This is a genomic window from Aquaspirillum sp. LM1 (assembly GCF_002002905.1).
Lineage (GTDB): Bacteria > Pseudomonadota > Gammaproteobacteria > Burkholderiales > Aquaspirillaceae > Rivihabitans.
The window spans coordinates 587,769-607,908 of the sequence record NZ_CP019509.1; the positions used below are offsets into that span (position 1 = coordinate 587,769).

A 20,140-nucleotide genomic window follows, 5' to 3' on the forward strand; every position below is an offset into this window, starting at 1 on the left:
TTTTGCCAACAAATCCAAGTCACCAGTTCTTTAAACTTTCCAAGTCGCCTCTTTGGTGTTTTTTTATCGCTAGCGCGATCTTTTCATGCAAAATAATACAAAACCGATCAAGATTTCTTAAAAAATCTTCGACTTTACTTTTATGTCGATTTTAATATTGTGCCTCACCCCCCAAAAAATTTCCACCACTTCCCTATCCCCGCCCCATCACACCTCCCCACCCTCCCCCATACGCAAGATGACGTATTCCGCAGTGCAGCACCCACACCGTACAGTGGCCTCCATGTTGCAGCACCCCAGACACCATTAAGTCCCACACAGGAGCGCCCCCCATGCTGACCCGTCGTTTCATCCTGAAAGCCACTGCCCTTTCCGTTGCCCTGGCAATGGCCCCGACTGCTTTTGCCGCTGACACCATCAAGGTGGGCGTGCTGCATTCGCTGTCTGGCACCATGGCGATTTCCGAAACCTCGCTGAAGGACATGGCGCTGTTCGCCATCGACGAGATCAACGCCAAGGGTGGCGTGCTGGGCAAGAAGCTGGAGCCGGTGGTGGTGGATCCGGCGTCCAACTGGCCGCTGTTTGCCGAAAAGGCCCGTCAGCTGCTGACCAAGGACAAGGTTGCCGTCACCTTTGGCTGCTGGACCTCGGTGTCGCGCAAGTCGGTGCTGCCGGTGTACGAAGAGCTGAACGGCCTGCTGTTCTACCCGGTGCAGTATGAAGGCGAAGAGCTGTCGCCCAATGTGTTCTACACCGGTGCCGCGCCGAACCAGCAGGCGATTCCGGCGGTGGAATACCTGATGAGCAAGGATGGCGGTGGTGCCAAGCGTTTCTTCCTGCTGGGCACCGACTATGTTTACCCGCGTACCACCAACAAGATTCTGCGCGCCTTCCTCAAGTCCAAGGGGGTGAAGGAAAGCGATATCCAGGAAATCTACACCCCGTTTGGGCATAGCGATTACCAGACCATCGTCGGCAATATCAAGAAATTTGCCGCTGGCGGCAAGACGGCGGTGATCTCCACCATCAACGGTGATTCGAATGTGCCGTTCTACAAAGAGCTGGGCAACCAGGGCCTGAAGGCCACCGACGTGCCGGTGGTGGCGTTCTCGGTGGGTGAAGAAGAGCTGAAGGGCATCGACACCAAGCCGCTGCTGGGCCATCTGGCCGCCTGGAACTACTTCATGAGCGTGAAGAACCCGGTCAACAGCAAGTGGATTGCCGACTACAAGGCCTGGGCCAAGAAAAAGGGCATGACCGGCGCTGACAAGCTGGTGACCAATGACCCGATGGAAGCCACCTACGTCGGCATCAATATGTGGGCTGAAGCGGTCAAGAAGGCTGGCAGCACCGATGTGGCGGCAGTGAGCAAGGCGATGGCTGGCATCAGCTTCAAGGCCCCGTCTGGCTTCACCCTGAAGATGGACGAAAAGAACCATCACCTGCACAAGCCGGTGATGATTGGCGAAGTGCAGCCTAACGGCCAGTTCTCGGTGGTGTGGAAAACATCCGCCCCGGTGCGCGCCCAGCCGTGGAGCCCGTTTATTGCTGGCAACGAAGGCAAGCCGGATACCCCGGTGAAGAGCAAGTAATCACCCTGCTCCTGGCTGCGCGACGGTGCAGCCAGGGGCAACCTTGTGCTGCATGGTGGGCGGGTGGATGACCCCTGCATCGACCCGCGCCACGATGGCCTTTCCCCGGCAACGGGGATTCAGTGGGGGAATGCCTGACAGGAGCTTCTCCACTGGCCGTGCGTCCCGCCGCACGGTTGTCTTTGAGCGGGGCGACAGCGTCGCCCCGTTTTTTTCTGACATTTTTCCAAGGACTTGGGCATGCGTTCACGTTTATTGCACGCGATCCTGCCGTGGCTGGCCCTCTTGCTGTGCTGGCCGGTCTGGGCCGAGACGCCCGCCGAGGCGCTGGTGCAGGCCGACAGCGCCGGTCGCGCCGAATTGATCCAGCGCTGGGCGGCACAGGCCGACCCGGCGCTTGGCACCTTGCTGGACGCGCTGGCCGAGGGCCGGCTGCTCCAGGACGCACAAGGCAAACCGTATATCCAGACCGATGCCGGTTATGTGGATGCCAATAGCCAGCAAGCGGTCAAGGTGGACGACAGCACGCTGGAAGCCGTGGCGCTGAACAACCGGGTGCGCGCTGCGCTGGAGGTGGCGCGCGCCGCCCGCGAGCTGAATGCCACCAGCGTGGAGGGCCGTCTGGCGGCACTGCGCGTGCTGGCCGACGCCAGCTCCACGGCGCTGCTGCCACTGCTGGATGCGCGCCTGAAAACCGAAACCGATCCCGGCGTGCGCAACGCCATCAGCCAGGTCAGCGCCAATCTGCGCCTGACCCACAGCGACGCCGCACTGCGCAAGCAGGCGGTCAGCGAGCTGGCCAGCAGCGCCGACCCATCGGTACGCACCCGCCTGCTGGCGCTGACCGACCCGGCCAACGAGCCGGTCGCGGGGGTGCGCGCGGCGGCGGTGAGCAGCGTCAAGGCCATGGACAGCCGCTTGTTCACCTTCGAGCTGATCGGCCACGCCTTTAGCGGCGTCAGCCTGGGTTCGGTGCTGCTGCTGGCGGCGCTGGGCCTGGCCATCACCTATGGCCTGTTGGGGGTGATCAATATGGCGCACGGCGAAATGCTGATGTTGGGCGCGTATGCCACCTATGTGGTGCAAAGCCTGTTTCGCCAATACTGGCCCGAGCAGTTTGGCGCCTACCTGATTGCTGCGCTGCCGGTGGCCTTTGTGGTCACCGCGCTGATTGGCATGGCGCTGGAACGGCTGGTGATTCGTCATCTGTATGGCCGCCCGCTGGAAACCCTGCTGGCCACCTGGGGCATCAGCCTGATGCTGATGCAAAGCGTGCGCGTGCTGTTTGGCGCGCAAAACGTGGAAGTGGCCAACCCGGACTGGCTGTCTGGCGGCTGGCAGATCAACGCTGCGCTGACCCTGCCGTATAACCGGATTGCCATTATTGGCTTTGTGCTGGCCATTTTGCTGCTGACCTGGCTGCTGCTGAACAAGACCCGACTGGGGCTGTTTGTTCGCGCTGTCACGCAAAACCGGCGCATGGCCGACTGCGTGGGCGTGCCCACTGGCCGGGTGGACATGCTGGCCTTTGGCCTGGGCTCGGGCATTGCCGGGCTGGGCGGGGTGGCATTAAGCCAGATTGGCAATGTCGGCCCCGACCTGGGCCAGGGCTATATCGTTGACAGCTTCATGGTGGTGGTGCTGGGGGGCGTGGGCCAGCTGGCTGGCACTGTGCTGGGGGCGATGGGGCTGGGCATGGTCAACAAGGTGCTGGAACCGCAAATTGGCGCGGTGCTGGGCAAGATTGTCATCCTGGTGTTCATCATCCTGTTCATCCAGAAACGCCCGCAAGGCTTGTTCGCCCTCAAGGGCCGTGTGATCGACTAGGAGAATGGCATGCATCAACCCTACTCACAGCGCCTGATTGGCGCGCTGGGCCCCGGCACGGCCCGCCTGGCTGGCGGGCTGGCGCTGGCCGGCCTGATTGCCCTGCCGCTGATGCACCTGCTGCCGGAAGGCCACACCCTGCATGTGTCGGCCTACACGCTGACCCTGGCCGGCAAGATTCTGTGCTACGCCATTGTGGCGCTGGCGATGGATCTGGTGTGGGGCTACACCGGCCTGCTCAGCCTGGGCCACGGGCTGTTTTTTGCCCTGGGCGGCTACGGTATGGGCATGTATCTGATGCGTCAGATTGGCCATGACGGCAACTACCAGAGCGACCTGCCGGACTTTATGGTGTTTCTCGACTGGAAAACCCTGCCCTGGTACTGGCAGGGCACTGATAGCTTTGTCTGGGCCATGCTGCTGGCGGTGCTGGTGCCTGGCGCACTGGCACTGGGCTTTGGCTGGCTGGCGTTTCGCTCGCGCATCAAGGGCGTGTATTTCTCCATCATGACCCAGGCGCTCACCTTTGCCGCCATGTTGCTGTTTTTTCGCAACGAAACCGGCTTTGGCGGCAATAACGGCTTTACCGACTTCAAGCGCATCCTGGGCTTTCCAGTGGCCGCGCCGGCCACCCGCGCCGTGCTGTTTTTGCTCACCGTGCTGCTGCTGGTGCTGGCGCTGTACGGCGGCTGGAAGCTCACCCGCTCCAAATTTGGCCGCATTCTCACTGCCATCCGCGACGCCGAGTCACGGCTGATGTTCTGCGGCTACAACCCGCTGGGCTACAAGCTGTTCATCTGGGTGCTGTCGGCGGTGATTTGCGGCGTGGCTGGCGCGCTGTATGTGCCGCAGGTGGGCATTATCAATCCGTCGGAAATGTCGCCGGCCAACTCGATCGAAATCGCCATCTGGGTGGCGGTGGGTGGGCGTGGCACGCTGGTGGGGCCGCTGCTGGGTGCCGGGCTGATCAACCTGGCCAAGAGCTGGTTTACCGTGGCGTTTCCGGAATACTGGCTGTTTTTTCTGGGCTTTCTGTTTATTGCCGTCACCCTGTTCCTGCCGCGTGGGGTGATGGGCCTGCTGACCCGCAAAGGAGCGTCAACATGAGCACCGTCGTTGACCCAAACACCGAGCACCACGGCTGGGAAGGCGAAGCCACCGGCATGGCCCACCTGGTGGGCGAGGGGCTGGACACCCGCCACGGCAATATTTTGTATCTGGACGACATCACCGTCAGCTTTGATGGTTTCCGGGCGCTGAACAAGCTCACCCTGAACATTGCCGTGGGCGAACTGCGCTGCATCATCGGCCCCAACGGCGCGGGCAAGACCACCATGATGGACGTGATCACCGGCAAAACCCGTCCGGATGCCGGCACGGCATTTTTTGGCCAGACCATCGACCTGACCCGGATGAACGAGGCGCAGATTGCCCAGGCCGGCATTGGCCGCAAGTTTCAGAAGCCAACGGTGTTCGAGGCAATGAGCGTGGCGGACAACCTGGAAATTGCCCTGAAGGCCGATAAATCAGTCTGGTCCAGCCTGCGCGCCCGGCTGACCGGCCAGCAGCGCGACCGCATCGACGAGCTGCTGACGCTGATCCGGCTGACCGACCAGCGCCAGCGCGAAGCCGGGCTGCTGTCGCATGGGCAAAAGCAGTGGCTGGAAATCGGCATGCTGCTGGCGCAGGAGCCCAAGCTCTTGCTGCTGGACGAGCCGGTGGCCGGCATGACCGACGCAGAAACCGAAAAAACCGCCGAGCTGCTGCTGACGCTGAAAGGCAGCCATTCGCTGATGGTGGTTGAACACGATATGGCGTTTGTCGGCAGCATTGCCGAACAGGTGACCGTGCTGGCCGAAGGCAGTGTGCTGGCCGAAGGCACGCTGGCGCAGGTGCAGGCCGACGAACGGGTGATTGAAGTGTATCTGGGGCGCTGATCCGCCTTTGGCATTGGCAAGCCCGTTGCCGGCCCACGGCCACGGGCCGGAACTGAATTTTTTACAGGAAAGCGCTCCCATGTTGAAAGTCGATGCACTCAACCAATACTACGGCGGCAGTCACATCCTGCGCGACATCTGCTTTAGCGCCCCGATCGGGCAAACCACCTGCCTGCTCGGGCGCAATGGCGTGGGCAAGAGCACCCTGCTGAAATGCCTGATGGGCCTGGTCCCGGCGCGCAGCGGCGAGATTGTCTGGCAGGACAAGCGGCTGAACAGCGCCCGCCCGCACCAGCGCGTGGCCGAAGGCGTGGCCTATGTGCCGCAAGGCCGGGAAATCTTTGCCCGCCTGAGCGTGGAAGAAAACCTGAAAATGGGCCTGGCGCGTTTTTCCGGCAAGGCCGGGCGCGAGATTCCTGGCTGGGTGTACGACATGTTTCCGGTGCTGTCCGAGATGAAACACCGCCGTGGCGGCGACCTGTCCGGCGGCCAGCAGCAGCAGCTGGCCATTGGCCGCGCCCTGGTCAGCCAGCCCAAACTGCTGATCCTGGACGAGCCCACCGAAGGCATCCAGCCATCGATCATCAAGCAGATTGGCGAAGTCATCCGCCAGCTGGCCAGCCGTGGCGACATGGCCATCCTGCTGGTGGAACAATATTACGACTTCGCCGAACAACTGGCCGACCAATACCTGGTGATGTCGCGCGGCGAAATCATCCGCCAGGGGCGTGGCCAAGACATGGCGGCGGACGGCGTGCGCGAACTGCTGGCGATTTGAGGCAGCGGGAGACTTTCCTGCCTTTATTCAGCCGGTCACATACTCCAATTCACCCCAGGCGGCTTGCCAAGCCTGGCAAATCCGGGACAATGGATTTTATTTGCATGAGACAGCCATGAACGCAGCCGCCACGCTTCCCTGGCAAGATGGCTGGCAGGCCGAACTGGAACTGGCCTACCAGCGCCGCGATGGCCAGAGCGTGCCATCACGGCGCTGGCATCGCGGGCCGTTGCGGGTGCAAAAGCACTTTTACCCGGAAGGCCCGGCGGTTTGCCACCATATCCTCGTCCACCCACCCGGCGGCATTGCCGGTGGCGACCGCCTGCGGATTGACCTGCAGCTGGAAACTGGCGCGCACGCGCTGCTGACCAGCCCTGGCGCGGCCAAGTGGTACCGCTGCGACCACGCACCGGCGCAGCAGACGCTCACCGTCCGTCTGGCCGATGCCGCCACGCTGGAATGGCTGCCGCAGGAAACCATCCTGTTTGCCGGCGCACAGGCCGAGCTGCACAGCCAGATTCAGCTGCACGGCAGCGCCCGCCTGCTGTGGGGCGATGTGGTGTGCCTGGGCCGGCCCGCTGCCGGAGAACGCTTCAGCCATGGCCATTGGGCACAAGGCAGCGCGCTGTGGCGTGATGGCGCGCTGTTGTGGCAGGAACACACCTGGCTGGGTGGCGACGATCCGCTGCTGAATGCCGCTACTGGGCTGAATGGCCACACGGTGATGGCCACCCTGCTGTGGGCCGGCCCGGCGCTGGACGCCGATGCATTGGCGCTGGCGCGCGCCTGCTGCGCCGAACACCGCCACGCTGCCTGCACCCAACTGCCCGGCGTGTGGCTGGCACGCTGGCTGGGCGATTCCGCCGAGGCGGCGCTGGCCTGGCAACGCGCACTGTGGCAGCGCCTGCGCCCCTACTGGCTGGATCGGCCAGCCGATGCGCCAAGAATCTGGCGCACCTGAGCTGACCAACCTACCGCCAACCCGATTGAACGATCCCGATTTGATTATGTAAAGGAACCGGCATGGAACTCACGCCCCGCGAAAAAGACAAGCTGCTGCTGTTTACTGCCGCCCTGCTGGCCGAACGGCGCAAGGCCCGTGGCCTGAAGCTGAACTATCCGGAAGCCGTGGCCTATTTGTCGGCGGCGATCATGGAAGGCGCACGCGACGGGCGCACCGTGGCCGAACTGATGCACGAAGGCACCACCTTGCTCAGCCGCGCCGATGTGATGGACGGGATTGCCGAGATGATTCCGGAAATCCAGGTGGAAGCCACCTTCCCCGACGGCACCAAGCTGGTCACCGTGCATCAACCCATCGTCTGACGCTCCCCCGAGCTGCTACGCAAAGGATATCGCATGATTCCCGGAGAAATCCGCCCCGCCGAGGGCGACATCGAGCTGAACGCAGGGCGGCCCACCCTGACCCTGGTCGTGGCCAACAGCGGCGACCGGCCCATTCAGGTGGGCTCGCACTACCATTTTTATGAAACCAACGACGCCCTGCAATTTGACCGCGCAGCCGCGCGCGGCTTCCGGCTGAATATTCCGGCGGGCACGGCGGTGCGCTTCGAGCCGGGCCAGTCGCGCACGGTTGAGCTGGTGGCACTGGCCGGCGCGCGCCGGGTGTATGGCTTTCAGGGCAAGGTGATGGGGGCGCTATGAAACTGAGCAGACAGGCGTATGCCGAAATGTTTGGCCCCACCGTGGGCGACAAGGTGCGGCTGGCCGACACCGAACTGTGGATTGAAGTCGAGCACGACTACACCATTTACGGCGAAGAAGTGAAATTCGGCGGCGGCAAGGTGATCCGCGACGGCATGGGTCAGGGCCAGGCGCTGGCCGCCGAGGTGATGGACACGGTGATCACCAATGCGCTGATTCTGGACCACTGGGGCATCGTCAAGGCCGATATCGGCCTGAAGGGCGGGCGGATTGCCGGTATCGGCAAGGCGGGCAACCCGGACATTCAGCCTGGCGTCACCCTGGTGATTGGCGCGGCAACTGAAATCATTGCCGGCGAAGGCATGATTGTCACTGCCGGTGGCATCGATACCCATATCCACTTTATCTGCCCGCAGCAGATCGAAGAAGCGCTGATGAGCGGCGTCACCACCATGATTGGCGGCGGCACCGGGCCGGCCACCGGCACCAACGCCACCACCTGCACCTCCGGGCCATGGCATCTGGCGCAGATGCTCAAGGCCGCCGACAGTTTTCCGATGAACCTGGGCTTTACCGGCAAGGGCAACGCCAGCCTGCCGGAGCCGCTGCGCGAGCAGGTGCTGGCCGGGGCCATCGGGCTGAAGCTGCATGAGGACTGGGGCACCACCCCGGCGGCCATCGACAACTGCCTTTCCGTGGCCGACGAGCTGGATGTGCAGGTGGCCATCCACACCGACACGCTGAACGAATCCGGCTTTGTCGAAGCCACTCTGGCGGCGTTCAAGGGCCGCACCATCCACACCTACCACACCGAAGGCGCGGGCGGTGGCCACGCCCCGGACATCATCAAGGCCTGCGGCCAGCCCAATGTGCTGCCCAGCTCGACCAACCCGACCCGGCCCTACACGGTGAACACCATCGACGAGCATCTGGACATGCTGATGGTCTGTCATCACCTTGACCCGAATATTGCCGAGGACGTGGCCTTTGCCGAAAGCCGCATCCGCCGCGAAACCATCGCCGCCGAAGACATCCTGCACGATCTGGGCGCGTTTTCCATGATCTCGTCCGACAGCCAGGCCATGGGCCGGGTGGGTGAGGTGATCCTGCGCTGCTGGCAAAGCGCCGACAAAATGAAGCGCCAGCGCGGCGCGCTGCCCGACGACGGGCCAGGCAACGACAATTTCCGCGCCAAGCGCTATATCGCCAAATACACCATCAACCCGGCACTGACCCACGGCATCGCCCACGAAGTGGGCAGCATCGAAGCCGGCAAGCTGGCCGACCTGGTGATCTGGCGGCCCGCGTTCTTTGGCGTCAAACCCAGCCTGATCCTCAAGGGCGGCATGATTGCCGCCGCCAGCATGGGCGACGCCAATGCCAGCATTCCCACCCCGCAGCCGGTGCACTACCGGCCCATGTTTGGCAGCTTTGGCCTGGCGATGACCGCCACCTCGGTGACGTTTGTCTCGCAAGCGGCGCTGGAGGCCGACATTGGCGGCCAGCTTGGCCTGGCCAAGCGGCTGGTGGCGGTACAAGGCTGCCGCAGCGTGCAAAAAGCCGACCTGATCCACAACAACTGGCTGCCCGACATCACCGTCGATCCGCAAACCTATCAGGTGCGCGCCAACGGTGAACTGCTGTGGTGCGAGCCGGCCAGCGTGCTGCCGATGGCGCAGCGCTATTTCCTGTTTTAAGGAGGCGGACATGCTGACCATTACCCGCCATGCCGACCCTGGCGAACACGGCGACGTGACGCTGACCCTCAGTTACGAGCTGCGCAGCAAAACCCGGCTGCGCACCCGCAGCGCCGACGGCGAGGACGTGGCGATTTTCCTGCCATCGGGCAGCCCGCCGCTGGCCGACGGCGACCGCCTGCAGGCCAACGATGGCCGGGTGGTGCGGGTGTGCGCCCAGCCGGAAGCGCTGCTGCATGTGAGCGCCATCAACCCGCGCGAGCTGAACCGCGCCGCCTACCACCTGGGCAACCGCCATGTGCCCGTGCAGGTGGGCGAAGGCTGGCTGCGGCTGGGGGCCGACAGCGTGCTGCAAGGCATGCTGGAACAGCTGGGCATGCTGGTGCAGCCGCTGCTGGCACCGTTTCAGCCAGAATCCGGTGCATATGGTGGCGGCCATCACCATTCGCACGGCAAGGACAGCGCGTTTCAGTATGCGCCGCGCCTGCACCAGTTTCGCCGCGACGGCAGCCCGGACGACGGCGCATGACCCCGCTGGCCGCGCTGCAATGCCTGCGTCTGGCCAGCCCCGGCCTGCCGATTGGCGGCTACAGCTACTCGCAAGGGCTGGAAACCGCCATCGACCTGGGCCAGATTCACGACCGCGCCAGCGCCGAGCGCTGGCTGTGCGGCCTGCTGGCCGGCCCGGTCAGCCGCTACGATGCTCCGATGCTGGCACGCGCCCACCGCGCCAGCGCCGCCGGTGACGACGCCGCGCTGCTGGCGCTGAACCAGACCCTGCTGGCCAGCCGCGACAGCCGCGAGCAGCGCCAGGAAAGCGTGCAGATGGGCTATTCGCTGCGCCAGCTGCTGCTGGCCTTGCCGGAAACTGCCAGCCAGCCGCTGCCTGCCGCGCTGCAAACCGGCGAGCTGGCATTCATCCTGGCCTACGGCTGGGCGGGCTGCCGGCTGGGGCTGGACGAAGCCACGCTGGTGCAGGCGTATTTATGGAGCTGGCTGGAAAACCAGGTGATGGTGCTGATGAAGGCGCTGCCCATGGGACAAACCGTGGGCCAGCAACTGATGTCGGCGCTGCTGCCGCTGCTGGCTGAGGCCACCCAGCGCGCCATCCGCCTGCCGGACCAGCAGCTCAGCAGCCTGGCCCCGATGCAAAGCTGGATGGCCATGCAGCACGAAACCCAATACAGCCGGCTATTCCGGTCGTGATCAATGGGTGGGGGGATCGCTGTGGTGGCGTCTGGATTCCCGCCTGCGCGGGAATGACGGGGGTAGAGGGAAAGCGATGGTGAAGGTGATCACCGCGCCTTTTTATCCCGCTGCCCCTTGCGCCCCACCGCGTCGTCCCCGCGTAGGCGGGGACCCAGGCCAGTGTCTGCAGCGAGCCTGGGCGAAGGCTGGACGGACGGTGAGTGATTCTGGCCATCACGCGCCGTGGCCCGTGCTGGATTCCCGCCTGCGCGGGAATGACGGGGGTGGAGGGGGCTGGCGATGGTGAAGGTGATCACCGCGCCTTTTTACCCCCGCTGCCCCTTGCGCCCCACCGCGTCGTCCCCGCGTAGGCGGGGACCCAGGCCAGTGTCCACAGCGAGCACGGGTGAAGGTGGGACGGACGGTGAGTGATTCTGGCCATCACGCGCCGTGGCCCGTGCTGGATTCCCGCCTGCGCGGGAATGACGGCGGTGGAGGGTGCTGGCGATGGTGAAGGCGGTTACCGCGCCTTTTTATCCTGCTGCCCGTTGCGCACCACCGCGTCGTCCCCGCGTAGGCGGGGACCCAGGCCAGTGTCTGCAGCGAGCCTGGGTGAAGGTGGGACGGACGGTGATTGACTCTGGCCGTCACGCGCCGTGGCCCACGCTGGATTCCCGCCTGCGCGGGAATGACGGGAGTGGAGGGGCCGGCGATGGTGAAGGCGGTTACCGCGCCTTTTTATCCCCGCAGCCCGTTGCGCCCCACCGCGTCGTTCCCGCGTAGGCGGGGACCCAGGCCAGTGTCCACAGCGAGCCTGGGCGAAGATGGGACGGACAGTGAGTGATTCTGGCCATCACGCGCAGTGGCCCGTGCTGGATTCCCGCCTGCGCGGGAATGACGGGGGTTGAGGGTGCTGGCGATGGTGAAGGTGACCACCGCGCCTTTTTATCCCCGCAGCCCCTTGCGCCCCACCGCGTCGTCCCCGCGTAGGCGGGGACCCAGGCCAGTGTCTACAGCGAGCCTGGGCGAAGGCTGGACGGACGGTGAGTGATTCTGGCCATCACGCGCCGTGGCCCACACTGGATTCCCGCCTGTGCGGAATGACGGCGGCGGAGGGGGATTGGCAAGATTGATTTTTCATCCGGCGCGTGCGCCGGCAACGATTCACCCCGGCCCGCTTTCTATTGATGGCGGGCCAGATTCAATAAGGAGCATTTCATGTCAGCCACCCCTCTGCGCGTGGGCATCGGCGGGCCGGTTGGATCCGGCAAGACCCACCTCACCTGGGCATTGTGCACCGCCCTGCGTGAGCGCTACCACATTGCCGTGGTCACCAACGACATCTACACCCAGGAAGACGCCCAGTTTCTGGTGCGCAATGAAGCGCTGTCTCCCGACCGCATCATCGGGGTGGAAACCGGTGGGTGCCCACACACCGCCATCCGCGAAGACGCGTCGATCAATCTGGAAGCCATCGCCCGGCTTAACGCCCGTCACCCCGATCTGGAGGTGATTTTTGTCGAGTCCGGCGGCGACAATCTGGCCGCCACCTTCAGCCCGGAATTGTCTGACCTGACCATTTACGTGATTGATGTCTCCGCTGGCGACAAAATCCCGCGCAAGGGCGGGCCGGGCATTTGCAAATCCGACCTGCTGGTGATCAACAAGATCGACCTGGCCCCGCTGGTGGGGGCGTCGCTGGAGGTGATGGCGCGCGACGCCAAAACCATGCGCGGCGAACGGCCATTCTTGTTTTCCAATCTGAAAACGGGTCAGGGGCTGGCCGACATCATTGCCCTGATCGAAGACAAAGGCATGCTCAACCTGAATCCGGAGGCTTCTCATGGGTAAATTTCTGCTGTTTTTTCCGCTGGCGCTGGCCAGTCATGCCGCGCTGGCCCACAGTGGCCACGATAGCGCCACTTTGTTTGCCGGCTTCAGCCACCCGCTGGGCGGGCTGGACCATCTGCTGGCCATGCTGGCAATTGGCCTGTGGGCCGGTCAGCAAGGTGGCGCGGCGCGCTGGCAGGCACCGTTGAGTTTTGTGCTGCTCCTGGCGCTGGGCGGCGCGCTGGGCATGGCCGGGCTGGCGTTGCCGGGCGTGGAAGGCGGCATTGCCGCGTCGGTGCTGGTATTGGGCCTGCTGGTGGCGGGCCAGGCCCGGCTGCCGCGCGCGGTGGGTCTGGCGCTGGCCGGCGGGTTTGCCTTGCTGCATGGCCTGGCCCATGGCGCAGAAATGCCGCTGGATGGCAGCCCGCTGGCCTACGCTGCCGGCTTTGTGCTGGCGTCGGCCTGCCTGCATCTGATCGGGCTGGGGGTGTCGTTGCCGCTGCAGCGGCTGGCCAGGGCGCTGGGTGCCGCGATTGCCGTGGCCGGGGCGGGTTTGTTGTTCGGGCTGGTGTAGGTGTTTTTCTGCCCGCTCCCCGGTGTATTCAGGGCCGGAGGGCGGGCAGCTGCTGGCTCAAAACAGCAGCTCGCGGCGGTCCTTGTCCACCTTGCAGCTGAATTGCTGCGCCACCGTGCCGTGCTCGTCCACGCTTTCCAGCCGCACATCAAAGCCCCACAGCCGGGCAATATGCTTGATGACCTCGTCGGCGCTACCGCTGTCCAGCGGGCGGCGGTTGTGCCGGGTGTGGCGCAAGGTCAGGCTGCGGTCGCCGCGCACGTCCACCGACCACACCTGGATATTCGGCTCGCGTGAGCCCAGGTTGTATTGCTCGGCCAGGGTTTGCCGCACCTTGCGGTAGCCGTTGTCGTCGTGGATGGCCGGTACGTACAGCTTGTCGGCACGGTCGTCGTCGCGCACGGCAAACAGGCGGAAGTCGCGGATCAGCTTGGGCGACAGGTACTGGGCAATAAAGCTTTCATCCTTGAAATTGCGCATGGCAAAGTTCAGCGTGGGCAGCCAGGGCTGGCCGGCCATGTCGGGAAACCATTCGCGGTCTTCGGCGGTGGGGGCTTCGCAAATGCGGCGCATGTCCTGATACATGGCAAAGCCCAGTGCATACGGGTTGATGCCGGAATACCAGCGGCTGGTCACGGGGGGCTGGTAAATCACATTGGTGTGCGACTGCAAAAACTCCATCATAAAGCCATCGGTGCACAGGCCCTTGTCGTACAGGCGGTTGAGCAGGGTGTAGTGCCAGAAGGTGGCCCAGCCTTCGTTCATCACCTGGGTTTGCCGCTGCGGATAGAAATACTGCGCCACCTTGCGCACGATGCGCACCACTTCGCGCTGCCATGGTTCCAGCAGCGGGGCAGATTTTTCGATGAAGTACAGCAGGTTTTCCTGTGGCTCAACCGGAAAACGCAGTGGCTCGTTGCCCTCCTCGCTGGCCTGACGGCGCGGGATGGTGCGCCACAGGTCGTTGATTTGCAGCTGCTGGTAGGCTTCCCGTTCGTGCTGGCGCAGTTTTTCCTGCGCCAGCGACAGCTTGGCCGGGCGCTTGTAGCGGTCCACGCCGTAGTTCATCAGCGCATGGCACGAATCCAGTAGCATTTCCACCGCATCAAAGCCGTAGCGCTCTTCGCACTGGCTGAGGTAATCGCGGGCAAACACCAGGTAGTCGATGATGGCCGAGGCGTCGGTCCAGGTGCGAAACAGATAATTGCCCTTGAAAAAGCTGTTGTGGCCATACGCGGCGTGGGCGATGACCAGCGCCTGCATGGTCATTGAGTTTTCTTCCATCAGATAGGAAATGCACGGATTGGAGTTGATCACAATCTCGTAAGCCAGGCCCATCTGGCCGCGCTTGTAGCTTTTTTCGGTGGAGACAAACTGCTTGCCAAAGCTCCAGTGGTGGTAGTTCACCGGCATGCCCACTGACGAGTAGGCATCCATCATCTGTTCGGCGGTGATGATTTCCAGCTGGTTGGGGTAGATGTCCAGGCCGAATTCGTCGCAGGCAATGGCGTGGATTTCCCGGTCGTAGGTTTCGATCAGGTCAAAGGTCCATTCCGAGCTGGTGGAGATCGGGGTGCGGGGGCTGGGCGCCATGGCGGACTCTCCTAGAGTGGGAAGCTGGCTAGGCCAGTTCACGGCCTGTGCTGGGCTGGCGTTTGAACAGTTCGCGAAACACCGGGTAGATGTCGGCGGCGTTGCGGATTTTCTGCATGGCAAACTGCGGATTGCCGCTCTGCACGCGCAGGTATTCGTACCACAGGTTTTGCGGCTCGCCCTCGGTGATTTCAATGTAGGCAAAGTATTGCACCAGCGGCAGCAGCTGGGCTTCCAGCAGTTTGCCGCAATTGGCCGAGTCGCTGTCCCAGTTGTCGCCGTCCGAGGCTTGCGCGGCGTAGATATTCCAGTCGTCGCTGGGGTAACGCTGGCGGATGATGTCGTGCATCAGCACCAGCGCCGACGACACCACGGTGCCGCCCGATTCACGCGAGTGAAAAAAGTTTTCTTCGTCCACTTCCATCGCGCTGGTGTGGTGGCGGATGAACACCAGCTCGATTTTTTCGTAGCTCTTTTGCAAGAACAGATACAGCAGGATGAAAAACCGCTTGGCGATGTCTTTTTTGGCTTCGTCCATCGAGCCCGACACATCCATGATGCAGAACATCACTGCCTGGCTGGTGGGCTTGGGCACGCGCGCGCGGTTGTTGTAGCGCAGGTCGAACGGGTCGAGAAACGGAATGCTCGCGGCTTTGTCGCGCAGGCGGTGAATCTTGCTGCGCAGCGCCCGCACCAGCGGGTCGTCCTCGCTGCAGGATTCCAGCAGTTCGTCGAGCTCTTCTTCGGCGTCGTGCAGTTCGGCCAGGGTGGGCGCGCCCAGGGCAATGCGCCGCGCCTGTGCGCCGCGCAGTGAGCGGACAATGCTGATGTTGGTGGGCGTGCCGTCGCTGGTGTAGCCGGCGCGCACGCTTTTCCATTCTTCGTTGCCGGTCAGCTGGGTTTTGATCAGATTGGGCAGCGCCAGATCTTCAAAGAAAAAATTCATGAACTCTTCGCGGCTGAGTTCAAAGGCAAAGTCGTCCTCGCCACCGCCTTGATCGGATGCCTTGCCGCCCTTGCCGCCACCACCGCCATCCGGGCGGGCAATATGGTCGCCGGCCACAAACTCTTCATTGCCCGGATGCACCACGTCGCGCACGCCGCCCGAGCCATGGTGAAACGTGGGTTCGGACACGTCGCGCACCGGGATGGTGACTTTTTCGCCGCTGCTGATGTCGGTGATGCTGCGCCCCTTGATGGCGCGCGCCACCGACTGGCGGATTTGCGTACGAAACCGGCGCAGGAACCGCTCGCGGTTCACCGCCGACTTGTTCTTGCCATTAAGCCGTCTGTCGATAAGGTGAGACATGGTTCACGTCCTTCGCTGGGTCATTGCCGTGGCCGTAACCGCCCCTGGGCAGGCGCGCCCCAGGGGTGTGGGTCCGGCGTTGCGCGGGGGCGCGATCAGGACGATTTTCTGACGCGCAGATACCATTCGCACAACAGGCGCACCTGCTTGGCGGTGTAGCCCTTTTCCACCATGCGGTTGACAAAGTCTTCGTGCTTTTTCGCTTCGTCGTTGCTGGATTTGGCATTGAACGAAATCACCGGCAGCAGCTCTTCGGTGTTGGAGAACATCTTCTTCTCGATCACCGTGCGCAGCTTTTCGTAGCTGGTCCAGGTTGGGTTCTTGCCGGCATTGTTGGCCCGTGCCCGCAGCACGAAGTTGACGATTTCGTTGCGGAAGTCTTTCGGGTTGGAAATCCCGGCAGGTTTCTCGATCTTTTCCAGTTCGTTGTTCAGTGCATTGCGGTCAAAGCTTTCGCCCGTGTCCGGGTCGCGGAACTCCTGATCCTGAATCCAGTAGTCGGCAAAGGTCACATAGCGGTCAAAGATGTTCTGGCCATACTCGGAGTAGCTTTCCAGATAGGCGGTCTGGATTTCCTTGCCAATGAATTCCACATACTTGGGTGCCAGGTATTCCTTCAGGAAGGTCATGTACTTCTGTTCGGTTTCCTGCGGGAACTGCTCGCGCTCGATCTGCTGCTCCAGAATGTAGAGCAGATGCACCGGGTTGGCCGCCACTTCGGTGTGGTCAAAGTTGAACACCCGCGACAGAATCTTGTAGGCAAAGCGGGTGGACAGGCCGTTCATGCCCTCGTCTACCCCGGCATAGTCGCGGTATTCCTGAATCGACTTGGCCTTGGGGTCGGTGTCTTTCAGGTTTTCGCCATCGTACACCTGCATCTTGCTGAACAGGCTGGAGTTTTCCGGGTCTTTCAGCCGCGACAGCACGGCAAACTGCGCCATCATCTTCAGCGTGCCGGGGGCGCATGGCGCTTTGGCCAGCGACGAGTTTTTCAGCAGCTTGTCGTAAATCTGGATTTCTTCGCTCACCCGCAGGCAATACGGCACCTTGACGATGTAAATCCGGTCGAGGAAGGCCTCGTTGTTCTTGTTGTTGCGGAAGGTTTTCCATTCCGATTCATTCGAGTGGGCCAGAATCACCCCCTCAAACGGAATCGCGCCAAAGCCTTCGGTGCCCTTGAAGTTGCCTTCCTGGGTGGCGGTCAGCAGCGGGTGGAGCACCTTGATCGGTGCCTTGAACATTTCCACAAATTCCAGCAAGCCCTGGTTGGCCAGGCACAGCCCGCCGGAGTAGCTGTAGGCGTCCGGATCGTCCTGGGCAAATTTCTCCAGCTTGCGGATGTCCACCTTGCCCACCAGGCTGGAAATATCCTGGTTGTTTTCATCACCCGGCTCGGTTTTCGACACCGCCACCTGACGCAGTACCGACGGATAGCGTTTCACCACCCGAAACTGGTTGATGTCGCCGTTGAACTCCTGCAGCCGCTTGACTGCCCACGGGCTGGGGATGGTTTTCAGGTAACGCAGCGGAATGCCGAACTGTTCCTGCAGAATCTCGCCGTCTTCGTCGGCATTGAACAGCCCCAGCGGCGATTCGTTCACCGGCGAACCCTTGATGCAATAAAACGGCACCTTTTCCATCAGCTCCTTGAGCTTTTCGGCAATCGACGACTTGCCGCCACCCACCGGGCCAAGCAGATAGAGGATCTGTTTCTTTTCTTCCAGCCCCTGCGCAGCATGGCGAAAGTAAGCCACCACTTGCTCGATGGCTTCTTCCATGCCGTAAAACTCGCGAAACGCCGGATACACCTTGAGCACCTTGTTGGTGAAGATGCGCGACAGCCGCGAGTCGTGGCGGGTGTCAATCAGCTCGGGCTCGCCAATCGCCATCAGCATGCGCTCGGACGCCGTGGCGTAGGCGGACGGATTCTGCCGGCAAATTTCGAGGAATTCCTTCAGCGAATATTCCTCTTCTCGACTGCGATCATAACGGCTGGCGAAACTGGCAAAGATATCGGCGTTCATGATGAGACTCCTGTGCGGCGACGGTGCGTGTGTGCGAGCGGGCTTGGCTGGCGGGCTGATGCTGGGCCTGAGGGGGCATCCGGCATTTGCGCGGGCAGCCGCCCCTGGGTCAGAGGGGCGTTAATTCGGTATAGCATAGCGTCACGGAAAAACAGCAAATTTATGCAAAACACATTGTCATGCTGCACTGCAAATCTTGGCAGGGCAGATTCTGCCGTGATGGCCTGGCAAAAAAAGGTAGCTGAAAGTGTCCCAGCAAGACCTGCGCCAGCAGGGGCAGGAACAAGACCCAAACAGGGAAAACCAAGGGGTTCAAACGGCAGTGCTCGGCAGGGTGATACACAGGCTATAGACGGTTTGGCCAAGGAACTCAATGTGTGATGGCAAGTGGCCCAGGCAGAAAACGGGCAATGCCAATAAGTGAAAAACGCTGTGATATCCGTTTTGTTATTGAATAGCCCTGATGAAACGTTATTTTTCTTTTAATATCACCGTTTTTTTCTGATCTTCCAGTGCTTTATAGCCCTGCCAGGGCAAAGTGGTTATCGTGCGCGGCTTCATGCCTTCGCTGCGCTGGTGCGGCGAAGGGTTTTCAGCCATTTGCGTGGTGGCTTGGTTTGTTTGAAGGAGGGCGTATGGCAATCGATGCCTGGGTAAATCACCTCAATGCACTGATCTGGAGCCCAGCTCTGATTTATCTGTGCCTGGGCGTGGGGTTGTATTTTTCTGTGCGCACCCGTTTTGCTCAGGTGCGCCATTTCCGCGAAATGATCCGGCTGATGTTCGATGGCAAGAGCAGCGATGCCGGGGTGTCGTCGTTTCAGGCGCTGGCCATGACCCTGGCTGGCCGGGTAGGCACCGGCAATATCGCCGGCGTGGCCACTGCTATCACCTTTGGCGGCCCCGGCGCGGTGTTCTGGATGTGGATGGTGGCGTTTCTGGGGGCCAGCTCGGCGTTTGTCGAATCCACCCTGGGCCAGATCTACAAGGAAAAACTCGACGGCCAGTATCGCGGCGGCCCGGCGTTTTACATCGAAAAAGGCCTGGGCATGAAGTGGTACGCCTGGGTGTTTGCCGTCTGCACCATTATTGCCTGCGGCGTGCTGCTGCCAGGCGTGCAGGCCAACGGCATCGCCAGCAGCCTGAACACCGCGCTGGGCATCGTGCCGGAAGCCACGGCGGCGATTCTGGCCGTGTTATTGGGCTTTATCATCTTTGGCGGCGTGCAGCGCATTGCCCGCTTTGCCGAAATCATCGTACCGTTCATGGCGCTGGGCTACATCATCGTGGCCTGCGTGATCATCGCCCTGCACATTGAGCGCCTGCCAGACGTGCTGGGTTTGATCCTGCGCAGTGCCGTGGGCGCTGACGCCAGCTTTGGTGCGCTGCTGGGCCTGGCCATCCAATGGGGCGTCAAGCGCGGCGTGTATTCCAATGAAGCCGGCCAGGGCACCGGCCCGCATGCGTCTTCTGCCGCTGCTGTCACCCATCCGGCCAAACAAGGCCTGGTGCAGGCGTTCTCGGTGTATGTGGATACGCTGTTTGTCTGCTCGGCCACGGCTTTCATGCTGCTGATCACCGGCCAGTACAATGTGCAGGACGGTGCCGGCAAGGCCATTTACACCGGCATTGCTGGCGTGGCGGCGGGTCCGGGTTATGTGCAGACCGCCATGGAAAACATCATGCCGGGCTTTGGCAATCTGTTTGTGGCGGTGGCGCTGTTCTTCTTTGCCTTTACCACCATCATTGCCTACTACTACATCGCCGAAACCAATATCGCCTACATCAACCGCAAGATCAACCGCCCGTGGCTGACCCTGCTGCTTAAGTTTGCCATCATGGCCTCCACGGTATACGGCACGGTAAAAACCGCCGAACTGGCCTGGGGGTTGGGCGATATTGGCGTGGGGCTGATGGCCTGGCTGAATATTATTGCCATTTTGCTGCTGCAAAAGCCGGCGCTGGTGGCGCTGAAGGACTACGAGGCGCAGCAGGCCCAGGGCAAGGACCCGCTATTCCATCCACAGGCGCTGGGCATTGCGCATGCCCACTACTGGGAAGGCCGCCGGGCAGAGCAGATTCATGCCGAGGAAGTGAAAGCGGCACGCACCACCCACTCGCATTGA

Annotated in this window: 18 protein-coding genes; 14 read left to right on the plus strand and 4 right to left on the minus strand. The window is 62.3% G+C overall.

Translation table 11 applies throughout. The annotated features are described in order from the left end of the window. The first annotated feature begins 335 nt into the window (after positions 1 to 335). The 13 genes from urtA to BXU06_RS02720 all read left to right on the plus strand — a co-directional run bounded on the left by urtA (position 336) and on the right by BXU06_RS02720 (position 13,088). On the plus strand, positions 336 to 1,592 hold the full coding sequence (gene urtA, locus BXU06_RS02660; protein WP_077302604.1) for an urea ABC transporter substrate-binding protein: 1,257 nt from the start codon (positions 336 to 338) through the stop codon (positions 1,590 to 1,592). A 240-nt stretch (positions 1,593 to 1,832) separates the two neighbouring features. Further along, the gene (gene urtB / locus BXU06_RS02665) at positions 1,833 to 3,419 is read left to right on the plus strand and encodes an urea ABC transporter permease subunit UrtB (protein ID WP_077296565.1); all 1,587 of its coding nucleotides are present in this window, start codon (positions 1,833 to 1,835) and stop codon (positions 3,417 to 3,419) included. A gap of 9 nt (positions 3,420 to 3,428) precedes the next feature. Beyond that, positions 3,429 to 4,526 carry an urea ABC transporter permease subunit UrtC gene (urtC, locus tag BXU06_RS02670; RefSeq protein WP_077296567.1) on the plus strand — a complete coding sequence of 366 codons (1,098 nt, stop codon included), beginning with the start codon at positions 3,429 to 3,431 and terminating at the stop codon, positions 4,524 to 4,526. Continuing rightward, positions 4,523 to 5,356 carry an urea ABC transporter ATP-binding protein UrtD gene (gene urtD, locus BXU06_RS02675; protein WP_077296569.1) on the plus strand — a complete coding sequence of 278 codons (834 nt, stop codon included), beginning with the start codon at positions 4,523 to 4,525 and terminating at the stop codon, positions 5,354 to 5,356. Before urtC ends, urtD begins: the two co-directional genes overlap by 4 nt. Before the next feature lie 79 nt (positions 5,357 to 5,435). Next, positions 5,436 to 6,134: an urea ABC transporter ATP-binding subunit UrtE gene (gene urtE, locus BXU06_RS02680; protein ID WP_077296571.1), complete on the plus strand. Its 699-nt coding sequence runs from the start codon at positions 5,436 to 5,438 to the stop codon at positions 6,132 to 6,134. A gap of 115 nt (positions 6,135 to 6,249) precedes the next feature. Then, entirely contained in the window at positions 6,250 to 7,095 is an 846-nt protein-coding gene (locus tag BXU06_RS02685; RefSeq protein ID WP_077296573.1) for an urease accessory protein UreD, read from the plus strand. Between the two features lie 62 nt (positions 7,096 to 7,157). Then, positions 7,158 to 7,460 (plus strand): urease subunit gamma, encoded by a 303-nt coding sequence (gene ureA, locus BXU06_RS02690; protein WP_077296575.1) that lies wholly within the window; start codon positions 7,158 to 7,160, stop codon positions 7,458 to 7,460. A 33-nt stretch (positions 7,461 to 7,493) separates the two neighbouring features. Continuing rightward, entirely contained in the window at positions 7,494 to 7,799 is a 306-nt protein-coding gene (locus BXU06_RS02695; protein ID WP_077296577.1) for an urease subunit beta, read from the plus strand. Then, positions 7,796 to 9,496, plus strand: a complete 1,701-nt coding sequence (ureC, locus tag BXU06_RS02700) for an urease subunit alpha (RefSeq protein ID WP_077296579.1) — start codon at positions 7,796 to 7,798, stop codon at positions 9,494 to 9,496. Before BXU06_RS02695 ends, ureC begins: the two co-directional genes overlap by 4 nt. A gap of 10 nt (positions 9,497 to 9,506) precedes the next feature. Continuing rightward, positions 9,507 to 10,025 carry an urease accessory protein UreE gene (gene ureE, locus BXU06_RS02705; RefSeq protein ID WP_077296581.1) on the plus strand — a complete coding sequence of 173 codons (519 nt, stop codon included), beginning with the start codon at positions 9,507 to 9,509 and terminating at the stop codon, positions 10,023 to 10,025. Then, positions 10,022 to 10,702 (plus strand): urease accessory protein UreF, encoded by a 681-nt coding sequence (locus BXU06_RS02710; RefSeq protein ID WP_077296583.1) that lies wholly within the window; start codon positions 10,022 to 10,024, stop codon positions 10,700 to 10,702. Before ureE ends, BXU06_RS02710 begins: the two co-directional genes overlap by 4 nt. A gap of 1,200 nt (positions 10,703 to 11,902) precedes the next feature. Continuing rightward, on the plus strand, positions 11,903 to 12,535 hold the full coding sequence (gene ureG / locus BXU06_RS02715; RefSeq protein WP_077296585.1) for an urease accessory protein UreG: 633 nt from the start codon (positions 11,903 to 11,905) through the stop codon (positions 12,533 to 12,535). Next, positions 12,528 to 13,088, plus strand: coding sequence for a HupE/UreJ family protein (locus tag BXU06_RS02720; RefSeq protein ID WP_077296587.1), 561 nt, complete (start codon positions 12,528 to 12,530; stop codon positions 13,086 to 13,088). The genes ureG and BXU06_RS02720 overlap by 8 nt, the downstream gene beginning before the upstream one ends. A gap of 57 nt (positions 13,089 to 13,145) precedes the next feature. Here BXU06_RS02720 and BXU06_RS02725 read toward each other — a convergent pair whose 3' ends face one another. The 4 genes from BXU06_RS02725 to BXU06_RS18335 form a co-directional block, all read right to left on the minus strand. Then, on the minus strand, positions 13,146 to 14,681 hold the full coding sequence (locus BXU06_RS02725; RefSeq protein WP_077296589.1) for a SpoVR family protein: 1,536 nt from the start codon (positions 14,679 to 14,681) through the stop codon (positions 13,146 to 13,148). Positions 14,682 to 14,709: 28 nt separating this feature from the next. Beyond that, the gene (locus tag BXU06_RS02730) at positions 14,710 to 15,990 is read right to left on the minus strand and encodes a YeaH/YhbH family protein (protein ID WP_077296591.1); all 1,281 of its coding nucleotides are present in this window, start codon (positions 15,988 to 15,990) and stop codon (positions 14,710 to 14,712) included. A 95-nt stretch (positions 15,991 to 16,085) separates the two neighbouring features. Further along, entirely contained in the window at positions 16,086 to 18,014 is a 1,929-nt protein-coding gene (locus tag BXU06_RS02735; RefSeq protein ID WP_077296593.1) for a PrkA family serine protein kinase, read from the minus strand. 471 nt (positions 18,015 to 18,485) lie between these two features. After that, positions 18,486 to 18,614 (minus strand): hypothetical protein, encoded by a 129-nt coding sequence (locus BXU06_RS18335; RefSeq protein ID WP_256364058.1) that lies wholly within the window; start codon positions 18,612 to 18,614, stop codon positions 18,486 to 18,488. A gap of 35 nt (positions 18,615 to 18,649) precedes the next feature. Between BXU06_RS18335 and BXU06_RS02740 the strand changes: the two genes are divergently transcribed. Continuing rightward, positions 18,650 to 20,140 (plus strand): alanine/glycine:cation symporter family protein, encoded by a 1,491-nt coding sequence (locus tag BXU06_RS02740; RefSeq protein WP_308418070.1) that lies wholly within the window; start codon positions 18,650 to 18,652, stop codon positions 20,138 to 20,140.

Bases quoted from the DNA above. Each gene is read 5' to 3' on its own strand.
- BXU06_RS02710 (WP_077296583.1), top strand. From the start codon at position 10,022: ATGACCCCGCTGGCCGCGCTGCAATGCCTGCGTCTGGCCAGCCCCGGC.
- urtE (WP_077296571.1), top strand. From the start codon at position 5,436: ATGTTGAAAGTCGATGCACTCAACCAATACTACGGCGGCAGTCACATC.
- ureA (WP_077296575.1), top strand. From the start codon at position 7,158: ATGGAACTCACGCCCCGCGAAAAAGACAAGCTGCTGCTGTTTACTGCC.
- BXU06_RS18335 (WP_256364058.1), bottom strand. From the start codon at position 18,614: ATGGCTGAAAACCCTTCGCCGCACCAGCGCAGCGAAGGCATGAAGCCG.
- ureG (WP_077296585.1), top strand. From the start codon at position 11,903: ATGTCAGCCACCCCTCTGCGCGTGGGCATCGGCGGGCCGGTTGGATCC.
- BXU06_RS02720 (WP_077296587.1), top strand. From the start codon at position 12,528: ATGGGTAAATTTCTGCTGTTTTTTCCGCTGGCGCTGGCCAGTCATGCC.
- BXU06_RS02730 (WP_077296591.1), bottom strand. From the start codon at position 15,990: ATGTCTCACCTTATCGACAGACGGCTTAATGGCAAGAACAAGTCGGCG.
- ureC (WP_077296579.1), top strand. From the start codon at position 7,796: ATGAAACTGAGCAGACAGGCGTATGCCGAAATGTTTGGCCCCACCGTG.
- BXU06_RS02685 (WP_077296573.1), top strand. From the start codon at position 6,250: ATGAACGCAGCCGCCACGCTTCCCTGGCAAGATGGCTGGCAGGCCGAA.
- BXU06_RS02695 (WP_077296577.1), top strand. From the start codon at position 7,494: ATGATTCCCGGAGAAATCCGCCCCGCCGAGGGCGACATCGAGCTGAAC.
- BXU06_RS02735 (WP_077296593.1), bottom strand. From the start codon at position 18,014: ATGAACGCCGATATCTTTGCCAGTTTCGCCAGCCGTTATGATCGCAGT.
- ureE (WP_077296581.1), top strand. From the start codon at position 9,507: ATGCTGACCATTACCCGCCATGCCGACCCTGGCGAACACGGCGACGTG.
- BXU06_RS02740 (WP_308418070.1), top strand. From the start codon at position 18,650: ATGGCAATCGATGCCTGGGTAAATCACCTCAATGCACTGATCTGGAGC.
- BXU06_RS02725 (WP_077296589.1), bottom strand. From the start codon at position 14,681: ATGGCGCCCAGCCCCCGCACCCCGATCTCCACCAGCTCGGAATGGACC.
- urtC (WP_077296567.1), top strand. From the start codon at position 3,429: ATGCATCAACCCTACTCACAGCGCCTGATTGGCGCGCTGGGCCCCGGC.
- urtD (WP_077296569.1), top strand. From the start codon at position 4,523: ATGAGCACCGTCGTTGACCCAAACACCGAGCACCACGGCTGGGAAGGC.
- urtB (WP_077296565.1), top strand. From the start codon at position 1,833: ATGCGTTCACGTTTATTGCACGCGATCCTGCCGTGGCTGGCCCTCTTG.